This window comes from Streptococcus sp. A23, from assembly GCF_043674155.1.
Taxonomy (GTDB): Bacteria; Bacillota; Bacilli; order Lactobacillales; family Streptococcaceae; genus Streptococcus; species Streptococcus suis_V.
In genome coordinates this window covers 23046-40714 of sequence record NZ_JBIMJP010000007.1, presented here as the reverse complement: position 1 = coordinate 40714, position 17669 = coordinate 23046, and the positions used below count along the sequence as shown (strand labels likewise).

Here is a 17669-nt window from a genome sequence, read left to right as displayed (position 1 = left end):
CCTGTAGATAAGAAGGAGTTAAACATGAGTAGGGGCTATCAAGATATACAATGTATGAGGGTTTGGATTGGAGGATATTTCGGTCCGATTAATTTTGTTGAAATGGATTTTGAAGATGAAGAAGTTATTTATACTCATATAGATGACCATGATTCAAGGAGTGAGCTAGAATTAAGTTTTTCAGCCTCTCAATTTAAACACGATTTAGAAAATTGTAGACTGCTTGAGTGGGACGAAGAATACATAAATCCATACGTTCTAGATGGCACTCAATGGTATGTAGACATTCTATTTAAAAGAAATGCGCCGTTGAGAATTGAAGGTTCGAATGCTTATCCAAAAACATTTGACCAGCTTTGCAGTGCTATTTCAGAAATTATACAGGCTGATTTTATCTAGTCGACTAGTTGGAATGAGTTATAAAATAAAAACAGCCACTCTAATGAGTGACTAAAATAAATCTGAGTGTGTGCCAGTATCAATCAAGGTCAAGCTTAGAATATCATTTTCTATTAAATAGATTAGGAGCCAATCTGGTTTAATATGGCACTCATAATATCCGGAAAAATTTCCTGTCAGCATATGATTTTGATGTTTGTCTTCAAGTGGGATACCTTGGCTTAGTTTCGTAATAATTTCTTCCAACAAACCCAGATCGTATCCACGTTTCTTCATTAACTTGTAGCTTTTTTGAATTTGTTCGTGAACTTTATTTGATATATTATTCTTCATCCAATGCCTTAAATAAATCTAGGACAGTTGCATAACTTGGTACATTTGGATTACGTGAAATCTTTCGTGCTTCTTCCATTGCCTCCAAGGTTTCTTGATTGTACTTTGGTAGCTCTACGGAAAATGGTAAACCGCCACGCAATACGCATTGGCGTAAGAAGATATTCACTGCACTGGACATATCTAAGTCCAGTCTTGCAAACAAGGCATTAGCGTCTTCTTTAACGGTTGTTTCAATTCTGATTTGAGTTGGACTTGTGGGCCTTTGATTTGAAATTCCATTGAAAGTGAAAGGATTGATGTATGATAAAACTAATAGCAACAGATATGGATGGAACCCTCTTAGATGGGAATGGTCAGATTGACCGAGCGCGCTTTTCAGCAATCTTGGACCAGCTAGATGCGCGTGACATCCCCTTTGTCATCGCTAGCGGCAATGGTATGGACCGGCTCTTGAAATTGTGTCAGGGCTTTGAGGACCGCTTGATTTTTGTATCGGACAACGGGGCCCGTGTGGTTGAAAAAGGGGAAACCAGGGTGCGGCATATGTTGGACCGGGACCTGGTGGCAGCTATTCTGGACTACTTTAGAGGTAGTTGGGGAGAGGTGTGCTTGATGCTGGCCAATGATCAGACCATTTTTATGCAGGAGGGGGCCAATCAGCCCTTCGCAGGTTCTGATTTGCCGATTGCTCCAGAGCAAATGCAGGCTTTCTTGGACAAGGTGACCTTCCTAGCGGATTTGAGCCAGTTGCCAGCTGAACAGCCTATCTACAAGGCTGGCATTTGGGTGGAGGAAGGTAAGGTCGAGGTTCTGACCTCAACCTTTAATCGGGCATTTGAGGGTAGGTTGACGGCTGTGACCAGCGGTTATGGCTCTATTGACATCCTGCCAGTTGGTATTCACAAGGCTTGGGGCATCGAGCAGGTCATCCAACCGTTGGGCATTACAATGGCTCAGGTCATGGCTTTCGGCGATTCTGACAATGACCTTGAGATGCTGGCGCAGGCAGGTTATTCCTACGCTATGGAAAATGCGACGGACAGGGTCAAGGCCGTTGCCAAATATCGCGCTCCCAGCCATTTGGACAGTGGCGTCTTGCAGGTTATCGAAGAATTTTTACAAACACACTAAAAAGCCAGTCAAATGAGTGGCTTTTCTTCATTCTCGCGGTAGCATTTTCAAGAAAAAATCGGTCATATATTGAGGAGATTCTTGCTTCCCATTTTTTATCCATACTTGAATGATTCCAAAGAATGCATGTGAAAAATAAATGCTTCGGTACTCTCTTTCAAGTGGTGATAAATCTTCTTTTTCCAAACGCTCAGCTAAATCGTTTGCAATCAATAATCTAACTTTGTTGATAAGGAAATTTTGGATTTCTTGAGTTCCGTTATGGGTCAATAAGGATGACAGTAATTCTTCACGGTAGAGTAGTTCAAAAATTTCTAAGCAAGAGGACTGTCGATTTCCATCATAGTGATCAAATATGGTCTCTAACTTGAGAAATAAGCCTTGTTGGTAGGAGTCAATCAATTCATATTTATCCTTATAATGGGTATAAAAACTAGAGCGACTAATTCCTGCTGTCTGAGCGAGATGGGTGGTTGTAATCTCATTAAATCCTTGAGTTTCTAAGCAAGTCACCATTGCTTCTAAAATGGCTTGACGAGTTCGTTCTTTTCGATTATCTGTTCCCATATTTTCTCCTTTTGAACATTTTTAGAGACATTGTCTAAAAACGATTCTTTCTACTTGATTTTGAAAATGATACTTGTATAATGTATTTTATCAGTTTTTGGACAGGATGTCTAAAGGAGTTATTATGTCAGAAAAAGTAAAGAATTTTTTCAAAAAACCAATGACCTTGATCACCATTCTCGGTGTTTCCTGTGTCCCAGCCTTATATAACATTAGTTTCCTAACCTCTATGTGGGACCCTTACGGCCGACTAGACCAGTTGCCTGTGGCAGTTGTCAATCAAGACCAGTCGGCGAGCTTTCAAGATAAAACCCTCACCATTGGTGATGATATGGTAGATAATATGAAAGAGAGCAAGAGCCTGGATTTCCACTTTGTATCAGAAAAAGATGCGGAAAAAGGTTTGGAAGAAGGGGACTATTACATGGTCATCACCCTACCAGAAGATTTATCAGAAAAAGCATCCAGTCTCTTGACGGATCAGCCTGAACCACTAACAATTTCTTACCAAACCTCTAAAGGTCACAGCTTTGTCGCTTCTAAGATGGGCGAATCAGCTATGGAGAAATTAAAGACATCTGTTTCAGAGACGATTACTGAAACATATACCTCTGCTGTTTTTGATAGCATGGGAGAGATTCAAGCGGGTATGGTTGAGGCGGCAGATGGAAGTCAACAATTGACAGATGGAGCTAGTCAATTAGAAACCGGAAGTCAGACTCTATCATCAGGCCTATCTACCTTATCTTCATCAGGACAATCACTTGTGACAGGAGCAAACCAATTGGCCACTGGAGTTGTGTCTTACACAGATGGAGTCAATCAGGCTGCTTCAGGAAGTCAAACACTTTCCAGCGGCTTAACGACCTACACAAATGGGGTAGCTAGTCTTGCTTCAGGTGCGGAGCAATTAAATGCCAATTCCGCTCAGCTCATCGCTGGGGTGGGACAATTACAATCAGGAGCTAGTCAGGTTGAACAACTGGTAACAGGAGCCAATCAATTGCAGGCAGGCTTGGAGCAACTCGCTAGTTCAACTAGTTTGTCTGCTGAACAGTCTAGTCAGATACAGGCCTTATTGACAGGGCTTCCTCAGTTGCAGGCGGCCATCAATCAATTAAATGATAGCCTATCAAGTATCGGAGGACTTGCAGTAGATACCTCTACTCTATCTAGCCTCTTGACAGAGATGGGGGCTCAAGCTCAAGGATTGTTGACTGCAGCCCAAGCTGATAAAACAGCCAGCATTGCAGCCTTGCAAGCAACGGCTACCTATCAGAACTTGACAGCAGCTCAGCAAGCTGAATTGGTTGGAGCTCTCCAAAATTCACCTTCGACAACAATGACAGCAGCTCAAACGATTTTGGGTCAATTATCTCAACTGAGTCAAGCCTTATCTAGCCTACAAAGTCTTTCTGGCATGGCAACACAAATGAGCCAGCTACAATCAGCTGTCGGTCAGATCAACACGGCTGCCAATCAAGCATTGCCAGGTGCTACAACAGCCATTGAAAACCTATCAAGTGGCTTGAGTCAGGTCAACACCGCCTTGAATCAGCAAGTTCTACCAGGAACTCAAACCTTGACGAGTGGTGTGAGTCAACTTCAAACACAATTATCAAGTGGAGCTAGTCAACTCATGTCAGGGGTGACAGCCTATACCGCAGGTGTTGCCCAACTAGCAGAGGGCGGAGCTCAGTTGGCGGCGAATAATAGTAGCATCCAATCAGGAGGTAGCCAGTTAACATCAGGATTGGCAACCTTAGCATCCAACTCCAGTCAACTTGTCAGCGGTTCAGGACAACTGGCTTCTGGTAGTCAGCAATTGATTGCTGGTGCTGATCAATTAGCTAGTGGCGGTCAAACCTTGACAAGCGGTATTTCCAGTCTTCGTACAGGTAGTGAAACCCTAACAAATTCACTCAGCTCAGCCAGTCAACAACTATCAGTCATCTCTGTAGAAGACAAAAATGCACAAGCAGTTTCTCAACCAGTCACCTTGGAACACAGCGACCAAGATGATGTGAAGACCAACGGTGTCGGAATGGCTCCTTATATGGTATCTGTCGCACTAATGGTTGTAGCCTTATCAGCGAATGTTATTTTCGTTAAACATCTTGATAATCGTTCCTACAAGAATCGTTGGGATTGGGCTAAAGGGAAATTGTTACTGAATGGTACGATAGCCAGCCTAGCAGCAGTGATTCTGTACGGTGTTCTTCGCTTGATTGGAATCGATCCAGCTCATCCTATGGCAACCTTGGGATTAATCCTCTTAGCCTCATGGACCTTTATGGCACTCGTTACAGCCCTGGTGGGGTGGAACGATCGTTTCGGATCCTTTGCCAGCTTAATTCTCTTGTTACTAGAGCTTGGATCAAGCGCAGGTACCTACCCAATCGAACTTAGCCCACGATTCTTCCAAGTCATTCAGCCTTATCTTCCAATGACCTATTCTGTTTCAGGCCTTCGTCAAACCATTTCAATGGTTGGAAATAGCAGTCATCAAGTTTGGATGCTGAGCCTCTTCTTAGTAGGCTTCATGGGATTAGGTCTCTTGATTTATAATCAAAAAGATGAATAATACTAAAAACCAACTGCTTCATGTGAACAGTTGGTTTTTCAGTTAATTTTGATTGGTAATAGCACTTTTATCGGGGTCGTTGTGGGCAATCCGACTGGCCGCTGCCGCAGCAATGGCACAGACAATGTCGTCTAGGAAGGTATGGCAATGCTGGCCGTCTTTGCTATTGAGCTCAGAGATGATGCCGGGCTTGGACTTGTCCAGAAAGCCATAGTTGGTAAAACCGATAGTCCCGTAGAGATTGACGATGGAGAGACCGAGGATTTCATCAATTCCGTAGAGTCCTTCGTCATTCATGAGGATGGATTGAAGGGGTTGGGATACCAAGCCCTGTTCAGCCAATTTGTCTATTTCAATCCCCGTCACGATAGCATTTTGTACCTCGCGTTTTTCTAGGACGGCCTGAACATTTTCCAAACACTCCACAAATTCCAAGTCAGGAATGTATTTGTTTTGCAGGTGCATGACCAATTCTGCAATGCGCTCGAGTGGTACGCCACGTTCGTCTAGTAGGGTTAGTGCTTGTGTTTTCATCTTATTAACGTCATTTAGTTTTTCTTTTATTCCTTCGTTAGCTCGGTTTGCCTAACCCCAGTTATGCCTACACCTCGCTGCCTAGTACTAAAAGTAAACTAAAAGACTTTACCTCCTTTATTCATTAGGAAATTATTTTCTTTCCAAGATTGATTGTACCGTTTGTGGCGGTGATGGTCAATTTATTTTTGCTGTCTTTATTGCCAACGGTAAGGCTCTGCTTGTCGTCAGTCCCCGTCACCTTTTGGTCTTTGTAAACGTCCTCTGGGAAAATGCCGAATTCTTTGACGGAGCCTTCAACATGTCCTATCCAGATGTCGTGACCAATGTTCAGTACGACCTTCCGGTCATCAATATTGTCTTTGCTAATACAGAGTACGGATATAGTAAGAATAAATACAAGGACACCAACAAACACCTCTTCGGTACAGACTTTATTGATGTTGATTATGCCAAAATTGGTGAAGCCCAAGGTGCCGTTGGTTACACTGTTCATCGCATTGAGGGGGTGGACGAAGTCATGTGCAAGGCGGTTGAGGACAATAAAAACGGTAAAACGGTCGTCATTGATGCCAAAATTACCAAAGAACGTCCAATACCAGTAGAGGCCATGAAGTTGGACCCAGCTCTCGCTTCTGAAGAAGAAATCGCAGCCTTCAAAGAACGCTACGAAGCAGAAGAACCGGTGCCATTCCGCATCTTCTAAAGTCACACTGTTAAAAAATAAAGAAGAACAAGACGGCTTTTAGCACGATTAAGAAAGATTTTAGATGAAGAGCTTGGCTTAGTTGCCTGGCTCTTTTTATTGCTCAATTAAATGTCCAGCCAGAAATAATTTGTCCTTCTTTACTATTTCAAAAATTTTTTAAAAAACTTGTGAAAAATTTAACAAAAAGACTTTACAAACCAAAAAACTTAGTGTACAATAACATTGTGAAAAAGTTAACAAAATGATTAACGGAATTTTTGGAGGAATATCATGGCTGATAAAAAAGTAGTATCACCAGAAGAAAAATTGGCAGAAGCTCGTGCACACGTTGATGAGCTTGTACAAAAAGGGCTTGTGGCTCTGGAAGAATTTCGTCTTCTCAATCAAGAGCAGGTTGACTACATCGTTGCGAAAGCGTCAGTAGCTGCCTTGGATCAACACGGCGTCTTGGCTATGCATGCCCATGAAGAAACTGGTCGCGGTGTCTTTGAAGACAAGGCGACTAAAAACCTCTTCGCCTGCGAACACGTTGTGAACAACATGCGTGGTGTCAAAACTGTTGGCGTGATTGAAGACGACGAAGTAACTGGTTTGACCTTGATTGCTGAGCCAGTGGGGGTTATCTGTGGGGTTACTCCAACAACCAACCCAACTTCAACAGCCATCTTCAAATCATTGATTGCTCTTAAAACACGTAACCCAATCGTCTTTGCCTTCCACCCATCTGCACAAGAATCATCAGCACACGCGGCCCGTGTTGTCTATGAAGCAGCTGTAGCAGCAGGTGCACCTGAAAACTGTATCCAATGGATTACAAAACCATCGATGGAAGCAACTTCAGAGTTGATGAAGCACGACGGTATCGCAACAATTCTTGCGACAGGTGGTAACGCAATGGTGCGTGCAGCTTACTCTTGCGGCAAACCAGCACTTGGAGTAGGTGCGGGTAACGTTCCTGCCTATGTTGAAAAATCAGCAAATATCCGCCAAGCAGCACATGACATCGTTATGTCTAAGTCATTTGATAACGGTATGGTCTGTGCATCAGAGCAAGCGGTTATTGTGGACAAGGACATCTATGACGATTTTGTAGAAGAGTTCAAGTCTTACCACACTTACTTTGTTAATAAGAAAGAAAAAGCCCTTCTGGAAGAATTCTGCTTTGGCGTGAAGGCTAACAGCAAAAACTGTGCAGAAGGAAAATTGAATGCGGACATCGTAGGTCGTCCAGCTGCATGGATTGCAGAGCAAGCTGGCTTCAAAGTACCAGAAGGGACCAACATCTTGGCGGCTGAAGTGGCTGAAATCGGTGAAAAAGAGCCATTGACACGTGAAAAATTGTCACCAGTTATCGCTGTCTTGAAAGTAGAAGGTCGTGAAGAAGGTCTGGAAGCAGCACGTCAAATGGTTGAATTCCATGGTCTTGGACACTCAGCAGCTATCCACACAGCGGATGCAGATTTGGCAAAAGAGTTCGGTACGCGTGTAAAAGCTATCCGTGTTATCTGGAACTCTCCATCAACCTTCGGTGGTATTGGTGATGTTTACAATTCCTTCCTTCCATCTCTTACCTTGGGATGTGGTTCTTATGGACGCAACTCTGTGAGTGACAATGTAAGTGCTCTTAACTTGCTCAACATCAAGAAAGTAGGAAGACGGAGAAATAATATGCAATGGTTTAAAGTTCCATCAAAAATTTACTTCGAACGTGACTCCATTCAATACTTGCAAGTAATGGCAAATGTTGAGAAAGTCATGATCGTAGCTGATGAAGTCGTTGTGAAACTTGGATTTGTTCAACGTGTAATTGAACAATTGCAACTTCGCTCAAACAAAGTCATGTACACTGTCTTCTCAGACATCGAACCAGATCCAGATATCACAACAGTTGAACGCGGTGCAGAGGCCATGAAAGCCTTCAAACCAGATACAATCATCGCTATCGGTGGTGGTTCTGTAATGGATGCTGCGAAAATCATGTGGCTCTTCTACGAGCAACCACAAGTGGACTTCCGTGATCTTGTTCAAAAATTCATGGACATCCGCAAACGTGCCTTCAAATTCCCAGAATTGGGTGAAAAAGCAAAATATGTTGGTATCCCAACCACATCTGGTACCGGTTCAGAAGTTACGCCATTTGCCGTTATTTCTGATAAGAAAAACAACCGTAAATACCCACTTGCTGACTACTCATTGACACCAACCATTGCCATTGTTGACCCAGCATTCGTTATGAGTGTGCCTGACTTTGTAGCAGCAGATACAGGTATGGACGTATTGACTCACGCAACAGAAGCATACGTATCAACAGTTGCCAATGACTACACAGACGGTTTGGCTCTTCAAGCCATCAAGTTGGTCTTTGAAAACCTTGAAAAATCTGTCAAAGAAGCAGATTGGGAATCTCGTGAGAAAATGCATAACGCCTCAACAATGGCAGGTATGGCCTTTGCCAACGCCTTCCTCGGTATTTCTCACTCAATGGCCCACAAACTTGGCGGACGTTTCCACACTGTTCACGGTCGTACCAACGCTATCTTGCTTCCATACGTTATCCGTTACAACGGTACTCGTCCAGCTAAGACCGCTACATGGCCTAAGTACAACTACTACCGTGCGGACGAGAAGTATCAAGACATCGCTAAAATGCTTGGACTTCCAGCTTCAACACCAGAAGAAGGTGTGGCATCTTACGCGAAAGCAGTTTACGAATTGGGTGAGCGTATCGGTATCCAAATGAACTTGAAAGACCAAGGTGTTGATGAGAAAGAACTCAAAGAGTACTCTCGTGAATTGGCGCTGCTTGCTTATGAAGACCAATGTACACCTGCTAACCCACGCTTGGCCATGGTTGACCATATGCAAGAAATCATCGAAGATGCGTATTACGGCTACAAAGAACGTCCAGGTCGCATCAAGTAATGATTTTCGTCATGATCCGTCGTTAAAGCTCCTTGCCTAACTTCAGTTACGCCTGCGTCGCTTTGCCTCGCCTCATTTAGAAAATCATTCCTTGATGATTTGGGATATCTTCGTTGTTGACTAGGTGAACTTGAATTCAACCGTCACCTTCGCCGCCTAGATTCTCTTAGGAAAAACTGATTTCAAAACTGAATAGGCTTAGTCTTCGTCTATCTGCCTAGAAAGACTTAGGGCTAGAACGGTTTCGGTAATCTATCTAGGTTCGTTTAGAAAATCGTTCCTCAACAACCGTTGTATAAACAAATGGACCAGCCTCCAAAACTTTCTCAAACACCAGTTTACACAAGGTAGGCTGGTGTTTTTGGTTATTGAGGAAGTATTTATATCATGATATACTAAAATAAAAACAAGGAGGCCTCCTATGGCAGAATTAACCCCTTTAGCCTGGACTTTTGTCCGTGAATGTCCAGTGCCAGCTGATGTTTTTGAGATTTTATTGCCGGGTGAGGAGCCCAAGGCTGCCTATGCAACCATACGAGACAGTGCTATTTTTACCAATCGTCGCTTGATTGTCCGTGATGCACAGGGGCTAACGGGTAAAAAAGTAGAGATGTACTCGCTCCCTTACAGTTCTATCAATATGTGGTCAACGGAAAATGCAGGAAAATTCCTAGATTTCAATGCGGAAGTTGAACTCTGGACTAGGGCAGGTCATATCAAGATAAATCTGAAAAAAGGAATTGATATCAGACGCTTTGACCGCTTGATTGCGGAAGCCATTTTATAAGGCAGGATAGGAGGGGAAGGATATGAAGAAGCAACTTGGTTTTATTTTAATTGCCGTAGCTTGTCTTGGGGCACTTTATCTTTTATTTGCTGGGGACTGGCTGCTGGCTGTTAAAGATGGTATCGATTTTGACACGCTCAGCAGCCTTCGACTTTTGAGAGGGCTAGCCTATCTGTCCCTCCTCAACTGGTCTTTCTTCGGAGGCTTGGCCTTGTTGAAGGACAAATAAAGCCTGAAAACCGAACCGCTGTTCGGTTTTTTCTCAAATCTTTCCAATTTTCTGTCAATTTATGGTAGAATAGAAAAAATAGATTTTTACGAGGGATACCATGACACTAGTTTATCAATCAACACGCGATGCCAAAAATACTGTATCTGCTAGTCAGGCGATTTTGCAGGGCTTGGCGACAGACGGTGGTCTCTTTACACCGCTTTCTGCACCAGCAGTTGACTTGAATTTTGACCAGCTCAAGGACGCTTCCTACCAAGAAGTGGCTGAGCTGATTTTGTCGGCTTTCTTGGATGATTTTACCGCAGATGAGCTGGATTACTGTATCACCAATGCCTACGACAGCAAGTTTGACACACCAGCCATTGCCCCAGTGGTAAAACTAAAGGGCCAATACAACCTGGAGCTCTTCCGTGGTTCGACCATTGCCTTTAAGGATATGGCTCTGTCTATCCTGCCTTATCTGATGACGACGGCCGCCAAAAAGCATGGTCTGGAAAATGAAATTGTCATCCTGACCGCGACTTCTGGCGATACTGGGAAGGCGGCCATGGCAGGTTTTGCGGATGTGCCTGGCACCCGTATCGTGGTCTTTTATCCACGTGACGGTGTTTCCAAGGTGCAAGAGCTGCAGATGACGACCCAGACTGGTGATAATACTCATGTTGTAGCTATTGACGGTAATTTTGATGATGCCCAAACAGCGGTCAAATACATGTTCAACGATGTGGACTTGCGTGAAAAATTGGCAGCAAAGAAACTACAATTTTCATCAGCCAACTCTATGAACATCGGCCGTCTGGTGCCACAGATTGTCTACTATGTCTACGCCTACGCTCAGCTGGTCAAGACTGGCGAGATTGCGGCTGGCGACAAGGTCAACTTTACTGTACCGACTGGTAACTTCGGAAACATCCTGGCTGCCTACTATGCCCAGCAAATTGGCCTGCCGATTAACAAACTGATTTGTGCGTCCAACGACAACAATGTCCTGACTGATTTCTTCACGACCGGTGTTTACGACAAGAAACGCACCTTCCGCGTGACGACTAGCCCGTCCATGGACATCCTGGTATCGTCTAACTTGGAGCGCCTGATTTTCCATCTCTTTGGAAATGATGCAGCAAAAACAGCTGAGCTTATGGATCGTTTGGCTACAGATGGCCAGTATGACATCCAAGGGGCTGACGCGTCTATCCTATCTCTCTTTGATGCCGCCTTTGCGACGGAAGAGGAGACAGCGACGGAAATCAAGCGTGTTTATGAAGAGTCAGACTATATCGAGGACCCACACACGGCTGTTGCCTCCGCTGTCTATAAGAAGTATGTGGAGAAAACAGGCGACCAGACACCGACAGTTATCGCCTCTACAGCTAGTCCTTACAAGTTCCCAGTTGTGGCAGTCCAGTCTGTGACAGGGGAAACAGGTCTATCAGACTTTGAGGCGCTGGCTAAACTCCATGAAATTTCAGGTGTTGCCTTGCCACCGGCGGTGGACGGCTTAGAAATAGCTCCTGTCCGCCACACAACAATCGTTGCAGCAGCGGATATGCAGGTCGAAGTCGAGCGTTATTTGGGAGTATAATTGGAATATTCAAGGAGTGGGCAAAAGCCTAGACTCGATTTTTATAGTTCATGTCAACATCTCAGCGCAGTGGTTGATTGGCTTTCACAGTTTGGGGAACTGTGAAAGGTTGGAAATAAGGATTGCGTAGCAAACCTCATTTCGTTCGCGTTTTACGCTCCGGATCAGACCTAATGAATGATGCGAACTTTGTTCGCTCTATTTTCAACCTCCAAAGGTTCCCCAAACCGTTGGAGCTGTGCGGGGGTGGGCAGACGAACTCTTCTTAGCTTTGTCGAGTTCTTGCCCACTCCCTTTTTCTATGCCTTATGAAAAAAATTTATAAAGAAATAATCTCTATTGCCCTACCTGCCATGGGAGAAAATGTCCTGCAGATGCTGATGGGAATGGTAGATTCCTACCTGGTGGCAGGTCTGGGGATGGTTGCCCTGTCAGGTGTTTCCGTCGCCAACAATATTCTGGCTATTTACCAGGCCCTTTTCATCGCCCTGGCTGCTGCTATTTCTGCACGTCTGGCCCAATCCAGCAACCAAGGTGAGCAAGTGGTCGGAACCAGGATGACGGAAAGTCTCAAATTGACCCTACTTGTCAGCGGTATTTTGGGTTTAGTCGCTATTTTGGCAGGCCCTAGCTTGCTGGCTCTATTGGGAGTAGAGGCAGCGGTCGTAGAAACGGGCGGTCTCTATTTGATCCTAGTCGGCGGTGCTGTCGTTTTTCTAGGTCTTATGACCAGCCTCAGCGCCATTCTCAGGTCTCTTGGTAGGCCTGCCCTCCCCATGTATGTCAGCCTCTTGAGCAATCTCCTCAACATCCTGCTCTCCGCTTTCGCCGTTTTTGTGCTCCATGCCGGCGTGGCTGGAATTGCTGTCGGAACAGTTCTATCTCGTCTCATAGGTTGCCTGCTCCTTTGGTCGCAGTTGCCAGTTCCCCTGGCAGAATGGACCTGATCCATGGATAAGGATTTGGTCAGACTTGCCCTACCCGCTGCTGGAGAAAGGCTGATGATGCGGGCGGGGGATGTCGTGGTGGTCAGCCTTATTGTCAGTCTGGGGACGGCTGTTCTAGCGGGAAATGCTATCGGGGAAACCCTGACCCAGTTTAACTACATACCAGCCATGGGACTGGCGACGGCCCTGGTCATCTTGACGGCTAGATACCGTAAGGATAAGACACAGGTTGCTCAATTGTTGCAAGCAGGTTTGTTCTTGTCCGTCGGCTGTATGGTTTTGGTTGCTGGATTAGCCTATTTATTTGGCCCGCAGCTTACTAGACTCTATACCGAAGACATTCTAGTGGCGGAAGCCAGTCAGACTGTCTTGTTTTATTCCCTGCTCGGTGTGCCGGTTACGGCGGCTACTCTGATTCTGACGGCTCTTTGTCAGGGATTGGGCAATGCCAAGCTCCCATTTTTTGCCACTAGTCTCGGCATGTGGCTGGTGCGGATACTTGGCGCCCTAATCTTGTTCAAGGTTTTCAAGCTAGGATTAGATGCCATTTGGATTGCGACTATCCTGGACAATGCCTTTCGGGCTGGATTTTTGTATATTTGTTATAAAAAATGGCTTTAGCTTTCTTTAAGCTTGAAGGGGTATACTATAGTCAAGCTAGAAATAGCGAAATCTTTTTCATATAATCTCCTGGAAAACAGTCGGCGATGGTCGGCTGTTTTCACATTTTCTATTGATTTAAAAAAGTGGTATAATAGAGCTGATTGACAAGGAGGCAGATATGACAGCAGTAGGAGCTTCGGCAGGAAAGATTATTTTAATGGGAGAGCATGCGGTGGTGTACGGTCAGCCGGCCATTGCCATGCCTTTTTCTGCTGTCCAGATTACTGCGACCGTTGCGGCCCAAGGGACTGCTCTAACCGTGACCTGTGATTTTTATCAGGGATTTGTCCACAAGATGCCCAAGATTTGGGAGAGTCTTAAGCACGCCATTCGCTTTTCCCTCTACCGCATCGGAGCACCGACCGACCCGGCCATTCATATCCAGATTAGTTCCACTATACCAGCAGAGCGGGGCATGGGCTCCAGTGCCGCAGTGGCAGTAGCGGTGGCACGCGCCCTCTTTGCCTACTACCAAAAGGAGCTGACCGACAGCGAGCTCTGGGACATCGTCCAGTCCTCGGAAAAGATTGCCCACGGTAACCCCTCAGGAATTGATGCAGCGACGACTAGCGGCAAGTTCCCCATTTATTTCGTCAAAAACCAGCCCATCCAACCTTTGACCCTCAACCTCCATGCCTATTTGGTCGTGGCTGACACCGGCGTTACCGGAAATACCCTTGAGGCTATCCTTGATGTTGCGACTCTTTTGGAAAATGAGCCAAAGGCCGTTCAGCTAGTGGAAGAACTAGGTTCTTTAACCCAGGCTGCTCGAGAGGATTTAGCCCATGATCAGGCAGAGCTTCTAGGTCAAAAGATGAGTCGAGCCCATGTCCTCTTACAAAAATTAGGCGTGTCAGACCCCAGCCTAGATAAACTGGTCAGCCTAGCCCAGACCCATGGAGCTCTAGGAGCCAAGCTGACCGGAGGTGGCCGTGGCGGCTGTATGATTGCCCTTGTAAAAACAGAACAAAAAGCCCAGGAATTGGCCTGCATCCTCGCCCAAGCAGGTGCCAAGCAAACCTGGATCCAATACTTAGGAGAATAAGATGAGCCAGAAAATCGGCATTGCCCGTGCCCATACCAATATCGCCCTGATCAAATACTGGGGTAAGCGAGACAAACAACTCTTCTTGCCCATGAACTCCAGCCTGTCACTGACCCTGGATGCCTTTTACACAGATACCAAGGTGATTTTTGACAGCGATTTGACGGCTGATGAGTTTTATTTAAATGGAATTTTGCAAGATTCAAAAGAAATTTTAAAAATTTCGCGATTTTTGGATTTATTTTGCGAATATATAGGTGAGAGGACTTTTGCCCGAGTGGAAAGTCTCAATTTTGTTCCGACTGCGGCAGGATTAGCCAGCTCAGCCTCAGCCTTTGCGGCCCTGACCTTGGCTACCGCGACAGCTCTAGGTCTGAATTTGAGTCGAGAGGAATTGTCAACCCTTGCCCGTCGTGGTTCAGGCTCCAGCACCCGTAGCCTTTTCGGAGGTTTTGTTGAGTGGGATATGGGGACAGGTTCGGCAGATTCTATGGCCCATCCCATCGATGATGCGGACTGGGATATTGGCATGATTGTTCTTGCGGTCAATACAGGTCAGAAAAAGATTGCCAGCCGTGAAGGCATGGACCATACGGTCGCAACGTCCCCCTTTTACCAGGCCTGGGTGAACACCGCCAAGGAAGATTTGCAGGCTATTAAGCAGGCTATTGCGGACCGGGATTTTGAACAGGTCGGTCAGATTACCGAGCATAATGGCATGAAGATGCATGCTACCACCCTGTCTGCCAATCCGCCGTTTACCTATTGGTCGGCAGATAGTTTGCTGGCCCAGGAGGCTGTTCGTCAGGTCCGTGAGGAAAGCGGCCTATCAGCCTACATGACCATGGATGCGGGACCAAATGTCAAGGTTCTTTGCAGAGCCAGTCAAATGGCAGAGCTGGTCGATGGCCTATCTCAGTACCTCCCCAAAGAAAAAATCATTACCAGCCTACCAGGTCCTGCGGCCTATGTTCTGACAGATGAGGACTGGCAAGGCTCCCAGCAGGCATTTGAAGAGAGGTCTTAGGATGCAGGTACAAGTACAAGCACCAGGCAAGCTCTTTCTGGCAGGGGAATATGCGGTGGTCGAGGCTGGTCAGCCAGCTGTCATTGCGGCAGTGGACCAGTATCTGACCGTGACCGTTCAAACGTCAGACCAGGCCAGTATTCATTCTAGCCAGCAGGCAGACCTCTATCTGCCTTGGAGCCGTCAGGGAGCGACTATTGTTACCCATGGGGAAAATCCCTATCCACTGATTACGATGGCCATGCAGGTGACCGAGGTTTATCTGCGGACCAAGGGCTTGACCTGTCAAGGAGCTTATGCCCTAGGCATCCAGTCAGACCTGGACGACCAGGTATCAGGTACCAAGTACGGACTGGGTTCTTCAGGTGCGGTTACGGTGGCGACGGTCAAGGCGGTTTTGGCCTATTACCAACAGTCAGCTGAGCCCCTCTTGGTCTACAAGTTGGCTGCCCTGGCCCAGACCCAACTGGGCATGACCGGTTCCTTTGGTGACCTGGCAGCTTCTAGCTTTGGGGGACTTGTGGCCTACCATTCTTTGGACCGGGCTTGGCTTTTGCAGGCAATGGTAGAGCAGTCCTTGGAGGACTTGTTAGTCTCTGATTGGCTGGGCCTGAAGATTGAATCCATCCAGCTACCCGCTCCCCTGCAACTCCTGGTTGGTTGGACGGGGTCGGCGGCCTCGACTGACAGTTTGGTCCAGCAGCTGGAAAGTCAGAAAAGCCAGGAGCAGAAGGATCGTATCCATAGCCAGTTTCTGGCCGACTCAAAGGCCTGTGTGGAGCAGTTTATCCTGGCCTGTCAGACAGGACAAGTGGCAGCGGTCAAGCAGGCTGTGGCAGAAAATCGCAGGCTCTTGCAGGATTTTTCGGCTGATATGGGCCTGGTCATCGAGACGCCTATACTGAGTCAACTGGCTAATCGGGCCCAGGCTTATGGGGCGGTGGCCAAATCCTCAGGTGCAGGTGGAGGTGACTGCGGCATCTGCCTGGTAGACAGTAGGGAACAAAAAGAGATCATTGAGATGGCTTGGCGACAAGCCGGGATTCTTCCACTCCAACTAAACATCGCCATGCGTGAATAAGGAGATTTTATGTATTATTTTGGACAATTTGGCTTGGATCGTAAGGACCAGCATGTGGGGCTGGCCAACCAGCAGTATAGTAGTCAGTCGGCGTCGGACTTTGCCCAGACTCGTTTTGTGCACCATTCTTTGCCAGAGCTTAAGCTGGAGGATGTGTCCCTTGCAACCAGTGTGGCTGGTTTGGATTTTGCCCACCCATTTTTCATCAATGCCATGACTGGCGGAAGTGAAAGGACTGGGAAAATCAATCAAATGCTGGGGATTTTGGGGTGCTTTGGGAAGATTCCGCTGGCGTCGGGCTCTGTTAGTGCGGCCATTAAGGATCCTTCTGTGGCGGAGACCTTTTCTGTCATGCGTCGAGAAAATCCTCACGGAATCATTTTTGCTAACTTAGGTGCCCACCACGATGTGGACAATGCCAAGCGGGCTGTAGATTTGCTGGAGGCCAATGCCATTCAGATTCATGTCAATGCTCCTCAGGAGATTGTTATGCCAGAGGGGGACCGAGATTTCTCTATGTGGTTGAAGAATATCGAGATCCTGGTGCGAGAGCTGGATGTGCCTGTCATTGCCAAGGAAGTTGGCTTTGGTATGAGCCGGGAAACGGTGGCAAAATTGGCCTCGGTTGGTGTCCAGACAGTTGATATTTCGGGGACTGGTGGGACGGATTTTGCCAAGATTGAGAATGCCCGTCGGGCCTTTCATGATTACGACTACCTGGAGGGTTGGGGCCAATCGACGGTGGTATCTCTGGTGGAGGTCATGTCTCTGCCGGCTGACCGTCGTCCTCAGGTCATCGCCTCAGGTGGTATTAAAAATCCGCTAGATATTGTCAAAGCCCTAGCCCTTGGTGCTGACCTGGTCGGGATGTCCAATCACTTCCTGCAATTTGTAAAAGACGGCAAGGCAGACCGCCTGGAAGAGGCCATGCAGGCTATCGACCGCTACCAGACACAGATTGCGGAAATCATGACCATGCTGGGTGCTAAAACTGTGGCAGACTTGAGAAAGACCGACCTGATTCTAGCACCGGCTGTGCAGAATTGGTGTCAGGCACGTGGTATTGACTGGACGGCCTATGCAAGACGGTCAGCAGAAAAATAATACTCTTAGAAAATCATCT

The 17669-nt window shown here is 46.4% G+C and carries 14 protein-coding genes and 3 pseudogenes; 13 read left to right on the top strand and 4 right to left on the bottom strand.

From position 1 onward, the window contains the following. The first annotated feature begins 24 nt into the window (after positions 1-24). The gene (locus tag ACHBIE_RS05430; protein ID WP_394732005.1) at positions 25-399 is read left to right on the top strand and encodes a hypothetical protein; all 375 of its coding nucleotides are present in this window, start codon (positions 25-27) and stop codon (positions 397-399) included. Between the two features lie 51 nt (positions 400-450). Here ACHBIE_RS05430 and ACHBIE_RS05425 read toward each other — a convergent pair. Beyond that, a pseudogene (locus tag ACHBIE_RS05425) lies at positions 451-722 on the bottom strand (type II toxin-antitoxin system YafQ family toxin). Beyond that, on the bottom strand, positions 722-1009 hold the full coding sequence (locus ACHBIE_RS05420) for a type II toxin-antitoxin system RelB/DinJ family antitoxin (protein WP_394732918.1): 288 nt from the start codon (positions 1007-1009) through the stop codon (positions 722-724). Before ACHBIE_RS05420 ends, ACHBIE_RS05425 begins: the two are co-directional and overlap by 1 nt. A gap of 26 nt (positions 1010-1035) precedes the next feature. Between ACHBIE_RS05420 and ACHBIE_RS05415 the strand changes: the two genes are divergently transcribed. Continuing rightward, positions 1036-1866 (top strand): Cof-type HAD-IIB family hydrolase, encoded by an 831-nt coding sequence (locus ACHBIE_RS05415; protein WP_394732882.1) that lies wholly within the window; start codon positions 1036-1038, stop codon positions 1864-1866. A 27-nt stretch (positions 1867-1893) separates the two neighbouring features. Here the strand turns inward: ACHBIE_RS05415 and ACHBIE_RS05410 are convergent, their stop codons facing one another. Next, positions 1894-2433 carry a TetR/AcrR family transcriptional regulator gene (locus ACHBIE_RS05410; RefSeq protein ID WP_394732881.1) on the bottom strand — a complete coding sequence of 180 codons (540 nt, stop codon included), beginning with the start codon at positions 2431-2433 and terminating at the stop codon, positions 1894-1896. Positions 2434-2557: 124 nt separating this feature from the next. On the opposite strand from ACHBIE_RS05410, the gene ACHBIE_RS05405 reads away from it, so the two are divergent. Next, positions 2558-5017, top strand: a complete 2460-nt coding sequence (locus ACHBIE_RS05405) for a YhgE/Pip family protein (protein ID WP_394732880.1) — start codon at positions 2558-2560, stop codon at positions 5015-5017. A gap of 42 nt (positions 5018-5059) precedes the next feature. Here ACHBIE_RS05405 and ACHBIE_RS05400 read toward each other — a convergent pair whose 3' ends face one another. After that, positions 5060-5551, bottom strand: coding sequence for a phosphatidylglycerophosphatase A (locus ACHBIE_RS05400; RefSeq protein ID WP_394718785.1), 492 nt, complete (start codon positions 5549-5551; stop codon positions 5060-5062). Positions 5552-5837: 286 nt separating this feature from the next. On the opposite strand from ACHBIE_RS05400, the pseudogene ACHBIE_RS05395 reads away from it, so the two are divergent. The 10 genes and pseudogenes from ACHBIE_RS05395 to fni all read left to right on the top strand — a co-directional run. Then, a pseudogene (locus tag ACHBIE_RS05395) lies at positions 5838-6257 on the top strand (thiamine pyrophosphate-dependent enzyme); the annotation flags it as partial. A gap of 273 nt (positions 6258-6530) precedes the next feature. Next, entirely contained in the window at positions 6531-9182 is a 2652-nt protein-coding gene (gene adhE / locus ACHBIE_RS05390) for a bifunctional acetaldehyde-CoA/alcohol dehydrogenase (RefSeq protein ID WP_394732879.1), read from the top strand. Positions 9183-9603: 421 nt separating this feature from the next. Continuing rightward, positions 9604-9969, top strand: a complete 366-nt coding sequence (locus tag ACHBIE_RS05385; RefSeq protein WP_105122131.1) for a PH domain-containing protein — start codon at positions 9604-9606, stop codon at positions 9967-9969. A gap of 22 nt (positions 9970-9991) precedes the next feature. Next, the gene (locus ACHBIE_RS05380) at positions 9992-10198 is read left to right on the top strand and encodes a hypothetical protein (RefSeq protein ID WP_105122132.1); all 207 of its coding nucleotides are present in this window, start codon (positions 9992-9994) and stop codon (positions 10196-10198) included. A 100-nt stretch (positions 10199-10298) separates the two neighbouring features. Beyond that, positions 10299-11783 (top strand): threonine synthase, encoded by a 1485-nt coding sequence (gene thrC / locus ACHBIE_RS05375; RefSeq protein WP_105122133.1) that lies wholly within the window; start codon positions 10299-10301, stop codon positions 11781-11783. A gap of 308 nt (positions 11784-12091) precedes the next feature. Then, positions 12092-13351: pseudogene (locus ACHBIE_RS05370) on the top strand (MATE family efflux transporter). A 160-nt stretch (positions 13352-13511) separates the two neighbouring features. Beyond that, complete coding sequence (gene mvk / locus ACHBIE_RS05365; RefSeq protein WP_105160403.1) at positions 13512-14438, top strand: mevalonate kinase; 927 nt, start codon at positions 13512-13514, stop codon at positions 14436-14438. 1 nt (position 14439) lies between these two features. Continuing rightward, a complete protein-coding gene (mvaD, locus tag ACHBIE_RS05360) occupies positions 14440-15465 on the top strand; it encodes a diphosphomevalonate decarboxylase (RefSeq protein ID WP_394732878.1) in 1026 nt (341 codons plus the stop codon). A gap of 1 nt (position 15466) precedes the next feature. Continuing rightward, a complete protein-coding gene (locus tag ACHBIE_RS05355) occupies positions 15467-16546 on the top strand; it encodes a phosphomevalonate kinase (RefSeq protein ID WP_105122136.1) in 1080 nt (359 codons plus the stop codon). Between the two features lie 9 nt (positions 16547-16555). Then, complete coding sequence (gene fni / locus ACHBIE_RS05350; protein ID WP_172079314.1) at positions 16556-17650, top strand: type 2 isopentenyl-diphosphate Delta-isomerase; 1095 nt, start codon at positions 16556-16558, stop codon at positions 17648-17650. The last annotated feature ends 19 nt before the right edge of the window (positions 17651-17669 follow it).